This is a genomic window from Thermostichus sp. MS-CIW-34 (assembly GCF_054060435.1).
Genome location: NZ_JBSSDE010000064.1, coordinates 1 through 6,918, shown reverse-complemented (window position 1 = coordinate 6,918; position 6,918 = coordinate 1). Strand labels below are relative to the sequence as shown.

The 6,918-nt window shown below is 60.7% G+C and carries 5 protein-coding genes; 4 read left to right on the top strand and 1 reads right to left on the bottom strand.

The window, feature by feature from the left end; genetic code table 11:
* Positions 1 to 254: 254 nt before the first annotated feature.
* The 4 genes from ACVWYY_RS14355 (at position 255) to ACVWYY_RS14340 (ending at position 6,174) form a co-directional block, all read left to right on the top strand.
* Positions 255 to 2,066, top strand: a complete 1,812-nt coding sequence (locus tag ACVWYY_RS14355) for an ABC transporter ATP-binding protein (RefSeq protein WP_457404349.1) — start codon at positions 255 to 257, stop codon at positions 2,064 to 2,066.
* Between the two features lie 203 nt (positions 2,067 to 2,269).
* Complete coding sequence (locus ACVWYY_RS14350; protein ID WP_414342492.1) at positions 2,270 to 3,022, top strand: response regulator transcription factor; 753 nt, start codon at positions 2,270 to 2,272, stop codon at positions 3,020 to 3,022.
* 84 nt (positions 3,023 to 3,106) lie between these two features.
* Positions 3,107 to 5,239 carry a bifunctional arginine dihydrolase/ornithine cyclodeaminase gene (argZ, locus tag ACVWYY_RS14345; protein ID WP_457404348.1) on the top strand — a complete coding sequence of 711 codons (2,133 nt, stop codon included), beginning with the start codon at positions 3,107 to 3,109 and terminating at the stop codon, positions 5,237 to 5,239.
* A gap of 68 nt (positions 5,240 to 5,307) precedes the next feature.
* Positions 5,308 to 6,174: an SAM hydrolase/SAM-dependent halogenase family protein gene (locus tag ACVWYY_RS14340; RefSeq protein ID WP_457404346.1), complete on the top strand. Its 867-nt coding sequence runs from the start codon at positions 5,308 to 5,310 to the stop codon at positions 6,172 to 6,174.
* On the opposite strand, the gene ACVWYY_RS14335 is transcribed toward ACVWYY_RS14340, so the two are convergent.
* Complete coding sequence (locus ACVWYY_RS14335; RefSeq protein ID WP_457404345.1) at positions 6,121 to 6,573, bottom strand: Hsp20/alpha crystallin family protein; 453 nt, start codon at positions 6,571 to 6,573, stop codon at positions 6,121 to 6,123. The two genes, ACVWYY_RS14340 and ACVWYY_RS14335, sit on opposite strands and share 54 nt — an antisense overlap.
* Positions 6,574 to 6,918 lie beyond the last annotated feature (345 nt).

The window sequence follows — 6,918 nt, the reverse complement described above, 5'->3', positions numbered from 1 at the left end:
TGAAGTCGTTGCACCGCTCAATCGTATTCTTGGCCTATGCGTGATGACAACGATATTCACATGGCCGACACTGCGTTTTTAAAGGGCGTCGGCTATGGTCGGCGCTATCCTTCCCTGCCCTGAAGGACGGGGCTTGCCGCGCCTTTTGGTCAGCGGTGCGGAGCACTTTGGAGGCCAAGGCGGGGGCGGTAGTCTATAATCCTGCCAATTCCCCTAATGCGTTCGCGCCAGCGGTGCGGAGCGCTTTCGTCGCCATGATCGAGGCTGTTCCTGCTGCCGATTCTGCCTTGCTGACCGTACAAGGGCTGCGGGTTTTCTTGCCCAGCCGTGCAGCTGGCGAGCCCTCGGGATCCCCGGTGGTGGACGGGCTGTCTTTCCAGATCGGGATCGGCCAGACCTTAGGCCTGGTGGGGGAGTCGGGATCCGGCAAAACCATGACCGCCCTGACGCTGATTGATCTGCTGCCCAGCTCGGCCCGGGTGGAGGGCAAAATCCTCTTCAAGGGCCCCAACGGAACGGTGGACTGGCTGCAGTTGGATCCCCGGCAACGGCGGCGCTATCGCGGATCCCAGATCGCCATGATTTTCCAGGAGCCGAGCACCGCCCTCAACCCCCTCTACACCTGTGGCCAGCAGTTACAGGAAACCTTGAGGGCCAACACCTCCCTGAGCCCGGCGGAGATCCGCGCCCAAGCCATTCGCCTGTTTGAGGAGGTGCAGCTTTCTCCCCAGATGCTGGAGCGCTACCCTCATCAGCTCTCCGGCGGCCAAATCCAACGGGCGGCCATCGCCTGTGCCATCGCCTCCAATCCCCAACTGTTGATTGCCGATGAGCCGACCACCGCTCTAGATGTTACGGTGCAAGCGGAAATCCTGCGCCTGCTCTGGGAGCTGCAGCAGCACCGGCAGATGGCCATCCTCTTCATCACCCACGATCTCAATTTGGTGGCCGAACTGGCAGATCAGGTGGTGGTGATGCGCCGGGGCCAAGCTGTGGAACAGGGATCGGTGGAGCAGATCTTTCGGGATCCCCAGCATCCCTACACCCGCGGCCTGTTGGCCTGTCGCCCGGTGTTGGAGCGGCGGTTGCGGCGGTTGCCCACCGTCCAGGATTTTCTGGAAAAAGGGGGATCCCCAGAGGAGCAGTGGCAGCAGGTGGAGATCCCGGCTGCCGTTCGCGTAAGCGGGACGGAGTCCTTAGAGGAAGAACGGCTGCGCCGGCTGTACAGTCAGCCCCCCCTGTTGCAGGTGCAGGATCTGCGAACCCACTACGCCGTCCGTCGAGGGCCATTTGGCCGCCAGGTGGGCGAGATCCGGGCCGTGGATGGGATCACCTTTGACCTCTACCCCGGAGAGACCTTGGGGCTGGTGGGAGAATCCGGCTGCGGCAAAACCACCCTGGGGCGAACCCTGTTGCGCCTGGTCCGTGCCAGCTCTGGCCAGGTGATCTACGACGGCGAGGAGCTGCTCCGCTTGCCGCCCCAACGCTTACGTCGTCTCCGCCGCGAGATTCAGCTGATCTTTCAGGATCCGGCAGCCTCACTGGATCCGCGCATGAGTGTGGGAGCCAGCGTCATAGAGCCGATGGCCCTGCACGGGATTGGGAGAAATGCTGCTGAGCGACGAGCACGGGCCCAACGCCTGTTTGAACGGGTAGGGTTGGATCCGGAAGCGCTAGATCGCCTGCCCCACCAGTTTTCCGGAGGACAGCGGCAGCGGATCTGTATTGCCCGCGCCCTGGCCTCGGAGCCCCGCCTGATCGTCTGCGATGAGGCAGTGTCTTCCCTGGATGTCTCCGTGCAGGCCCAGGTGCTGAACTTGCTCAAGGATCTGCAGGAGGAACTGGGGTTGGCCTACCTGTTCATCTCCCACGACCTGAGCGTGGTCAAGTTCATGAGCGACCGCATCATGGTCATGAACCGGGGCCGCATCGAAGAGCTTGGCCCCGCTTCCCAGATCTACCAGCAGCCGCAGCAAGACTACACCCGCCGCCTCATCGCCGCGTTCGCGCCAGCGGTGCGGAGCACTTCCCCCAAAGGGAGATCCGTTCGCGATAGCGGGCCGTAGGCCTTAAAAACGCACCCATTTGCCCCAAACGGGTTGAAAAGTTTCCCCTGCATCCGGCTCCGGGCTGGGCAACCCTGCGGGTTAACTTCGCAGTAAGATTTGCAATGAGGCTAAAATTAAGTAAACTTCCAGTCGTAAAGCTTCGGCTCTTTGTTAGCACATTTAACAAAACGTTTTATCCGCAGTTTGGGCTGCAACCGGCTATGGCTCGCATACTCATTATTGAGGACGACCCTTCGATTCTGGATATCCTGCGCATCAATCTGGAGTTGGCGGGCTACGAGGTTGTGAAGGCCACCGATGGGGTGCGCGGACAAGCACTGGCTCTGCAAGTTCTCCCCGATCTGATCATCCTCGACCTGATGCTGCCCCAGGTAGATGGCCTGACCGTTTGTCAGCGCTTGCGGCGGGAGGAGCGCACCAGCGAGATCCCGATTTTGATGCTCACCGCCCTCGGCCAAACCCAGGACAAGATCGAGGGCTTTAATGCCGGTGCCGACGACTACCTGACCAAGCCTTTTGAGGTGCAGGAGCTGCTGGTGCGGGTGCGGGCCCTGCTGCGTCGCTCAGACCGGATCCCACAGGCGGCCAAGCATGGGGAGATCCTCACCTATGGCCCTCTCACGCTGGTGCCGGAGCGCTTTGAGGCGTTGTGGTTCGGCAAAACGATCAAGCTCACCCACCTGGAGTTTGACCTGCTCCACTGTCTGATGCAGCGACATGGGCAGACCGTTTCCCCCAGCGAAATCCTGCAGGAGGTGTGGGGCTACGAGCCCGACGACGACATCGAGACCATCCGTGTTCACATCCGCCACCTGCGCACCAAGCTGGAGCCGGATCCCCGCCACCCCCAGTACATCAAAACCGTCTATGGGGCGGGCTACTGTCTGGAGTTGCCCAACATTGCCGATCCCAGCCCACTGCAGCCGGAGCTGGCGAAAGATTCCCACAAATAATGATTCTTTCATGATTCTTGAGGATGCTGCTCACGCAACTGCTAATCTAGGGGATGCCCTGCTGCAGATTGCGCTCTGAGATCTATGCCTGGTGCCATTCGGTATTTGATGTGCCCACCCGATCACTACGAGGTGGACTATGTGATCAACCCCTGGATGGTGGGGAATGTTCACCGCTCTTCGCGAGAACGGGCGCTGCAGCAGTGGCAGGCTCTCTATTCGCATCTCTCGCAACGGGCGGAGGTGAAGCTGATCCAGCCGGTGCCGGGATGGCCGGATATGGTGTTTACGGCGAATGCCGGGCTCATTCTGGGATCCAAGGTGGTGCTGAGCCGTTTTTATCACCCAGAGCGGCAGGGGGAACAGCCCCATTTCAAGGCTTGGTTTGAGGAACAGGGCTACACCGTCTATGAGCTGCCGCCAGCCCTGGCTTTTGAGGGGGCGGGAGATGCTCTGTTGGATCGGGCAGGGCGCTGGCTGTGGGCGGGCTACGGCTTTCGCTCCATGTTGGAGTCTCACCCCTACTTGGCCAAGTGGCTGGGGATCGAGGTGTTGTCTTTGCGGCTGGTGGACGAGCGGTTCTACCACCTGGACACCTGCTTCTGCCCCCTCTCCGAAGGCTATTTGCTCTATTACCCGCCGGCTTTTGATGCTTATTCCAACCGCCTGATCGAGATGCGGGTGCCCCCCGAAAAGCGGATCCCGGTTCAGGAGGCGGATGCCATTCACTTTGCCTGCAATGCCGTGGATGTGAACGGCACGATCTTGGTGAATCGGGTCAGCCCAGAGCTGGAAGCCGCCCTACAGGAGCGGGGATTTGCGGTGGTGCAGACGGAGCTGACGGAGTTCCTGAAAGCTGGTGGGGCGGCCAAGTGCCTGACGCTGCGCCTCGACGAGACGGTGGCTCCCCAAACCGATCCGGTGGCCACGGTGCTCAGCCGGACGGTGACCCTCCAGGGACACTTGGTGGACAGCGACCTGCTCACCAGAGCCGTCGATTGCATTGTCGACAATGGCGGCAGCTTCCAGATCCTCAAGTTTCAACTTGGGGAAAAACGGCAGAGCACTTCCACGGTGGAACTGGCCGTTTCCGCTCCCACCGAAGAGACCCTGGACACCATTCTCAGCGCCTTGATCGAGCAGGGGGCCCGTCTCTCGGAGGAAACCCAGCAAGATGCCCGTCTGGAGCGGGTAGAGAAAGCAGGGGTAGCGCCCGACGATTTTTATGTCACCACCATCTATCCCACGCAGGTGCGGGTGGCCGGCCAGTGGATCCCGGTGCAGCGGCAGCGCATGGATGGGGTGATCGTGGTCAAGGGATCCGATTGCAATGGCAAGACGGAGTTTTCAGCCTATTGCACCCTGATTCGAGATTTGCAGGTGGGGGATGCCGTGGTGTGTGGGGTGGAAGGGATCCGCACCGTGCGCCAGGCCAGCAAAGAGCGCTCTTCCCAGGAGTTCACCTTTATGGGATCGGGGGTCTCCAGCGAGCGGCGGGTGGAGATCCTGGTGGAGCAGATTGCCTGGGAGCTGCGGCAAATCAAGGAGCGGGGCGGCAAAACGGTGGTGGTGGCAGGGCCGGTGGTCATCCACACAGGCGGCGGATCCCACTTGGCCACCCTCATCCGCGAAGGCTATGTGCAGGCACTGCTGGGGGGCAATGCCATTGCCGTTCACGATTTGGAGCAGAATCTCTACGGCACCTCGCTGGGGGTGGATCTGTCGCGGGGCACGCCGGTCAAGGGCGGCCACAAGCATCACCTCAAAACCATCAACCTCATCCGCAAGTATGGCAGCATCCGGGCTGCGGTGGAAGCGGGCGTGATTACCGGTGGGGTGTTCTACGAGTGCATTCGCGCTCAGGTGCCCTTCTCCCTGGCGGGATCCATCCGCGACGATGGGCCGCTGCCAGATACGGAGATGGATTTGATCAAGGCCCAGCAGGATTACGCACGGCTGCTACAGGGGGCCGACATGGTGCTGATGCTCTCCAGCATGTTGCACTCCATTGGTGCCGGGAACATGACGCCTGCCGGGGTCAAGCTGATCTGCGTGGACATTAACCCGGCAGTGGTGACCAAGCTGGCCGATCGGGGATCCCTGGAGTCGGTGGGGATTGTGACCGATGTGGGCCTGTTCTTGAGTTTGTTGGTGCAGCAGTTGGCGCGTTTGGGACAGGTGTACAAACGCCCAGAACCCGCTCTTGCCGCCCGCTAGCCACCCCATCCATAAGCGCTGTTATCTTTTGGGATCCTTAAACTGGGATCCTCAAGCCTCAAAAGGGTATGCCTTTTATTAGCCTGTTGACGGATTTTGGCCTGCAGGATCCCTATGTGGGCATTATGAAAGGGGTGATTCATACCCTTTCCCCACAGGCTCAACTCATCGACCTCAGCCACGAGATCCCGCCTCAGGATGTGGCGGCGGCTCGCTTTGCCCTGATGACGGCCTACCCCTATCTGCCGTCGGGCACCATTCACCTGGCCGTTGTGGATCCAGGGGTGGGGAGTAGCCGCCGGGCGGTAGCCATCCAAACCGAGACGGGCTTTTTGGTTGGCCCTGACAATGGCCTGTTCAGCGGCGTTTTGGCCCAAACTCCGGCGCTGGCTGCTGTGGAACTCAACCGGCCCCGCTATTGGCGCACCCCCTCTCCCAGCCGCACCTTTCATGGGCGGGATATTTTTGCCCCGGTTGCCGCTCATCTGGCCAACGGGATCCCTTTGGCGGAGCTGGGGGATCCCCTAGACGTAGCAGAACTAACCCGCTGGGAGTGGCCGCCACCCCAGATGGAGACCAACGGCTGTCGCGGCCTGGTCCAGGCCATCGACCACTTCGGCAACGGCATCACCAACCTGCCCGGACAGTGGGTGGAAGGTCGAAGCTGGAGCGCCTCGGTCAAAGGGATCCCCGTCCGCTCCGTGGCCACCTTTGCTGAGGGAGAAGTTGGGGAAGTGCTGGCCCTGGTGGGCAGCTCCGGCTGGGTGGAGATCGTGCAAAACCGAGGCAATGCCAGCCGGGCGCTGGATTTTAAGGTGGGAGATGAGGTGCGCGTGCAGTGGATCCTCACCCCCAGCCCCTCTCCCGAAAAGAGGGGGATCCTAGGCAGGTTGGCTTTCCACCGTCACGGCTTCCGTCGGAGTAGTGGGGTTTGAGGCGCCCACTTGGACTTTGATCACCCGCGCTGCGTCGGCTTTGGGCAGAGTGAGGGTGAGGATGCCGTCGCGATAGGTGGCCGAGACTTTCTCCGGCTGGATGCGGCGGGCCAGCTTGAGGATGCGTTGAAAAGGTTGGGGCTCCACTTCTTGGTAGCGCAATTCAGCACCTTCAGGGCCGTGAACCTGGATCTCGCCGCTGATGGAGAGCTGTTGAGCCGTGGCCTCGATGTGGAAGCGTTCCCGATTGGCACCGGGCACCCACAACTGGACGGTGTAGGCTTCGTCGCTCTCCCAAACCTGCAGAGGAGTGGGCAGGAAGGAGCGAGAGCGTCCCCGGTTGGGCTCCGCTTGCAGAGCTTGTACCTCGAAAAGCGGGCTGAAGTAAAGAGTTGCCATAGTGTCTCCTAGGGTAAATAGGCTAAGTCATCAATGGAGTTGAGGGAAGCGAAGAGATCTCGGCAAAGAAGGCTTGGCCTGCACTTGGGATTTGAATTCACAAAATCCTGCTCTGATCATCCAAGAAAGCCATCCCAGCGAGGGAGGGCAAACCGATCTGCGATAGGCAGGATCCCCTCACCTCATGGGGAAGAGGGATGAAAACAAACAGGGCAATCCAATGGTTCACCAAATTTTCGGGCTGGAGGCGCGCACCATAGCCGCAGGCTTGGTGTCGGGAGGAAAGCCCTCCTCCATATAGGTTTGCTGGTCAAAAGTCTGGATAAACTACAATAAGCCCATGAG

Coding starts and splice junctions, on each gene's coding strand:
- ACVWYY_RS14340 (WP_457404346.1), top strand. CDS start 5,308: ATGCCTTTTATTAGCCTGTTGACGGATTTTGGCCTGCAGGATCCCTAT.
- argZ (WP_457404348.1), top strand. CDS start 3,107: ATGCCTGGTGCCATTCGGTATTTGATGTGCCCACCCGATCACTACGAG.
- ACVWYY_RS14350 (WP_414342492.1), top strand. CDS start 2,270: ATGGCTCGCATACTCATTATTGAGGACGACCCTTCGATTCTGGATATC.
- ACVWYY_RS14335 (WP_457404345.1), bottom strand. CDS start 6,573: ATGGCAACTCTTTACTTCAGCCCGCTTTTCGAGGTACAAGCTCTGCAA.
- ACVWYY_RS14355 (WP_457404349.1), top strand. CDS start 255: ATGATCGAGGCTGTTCCTGCTGCCGATTCTGCCTTGCTGACCGTACAA.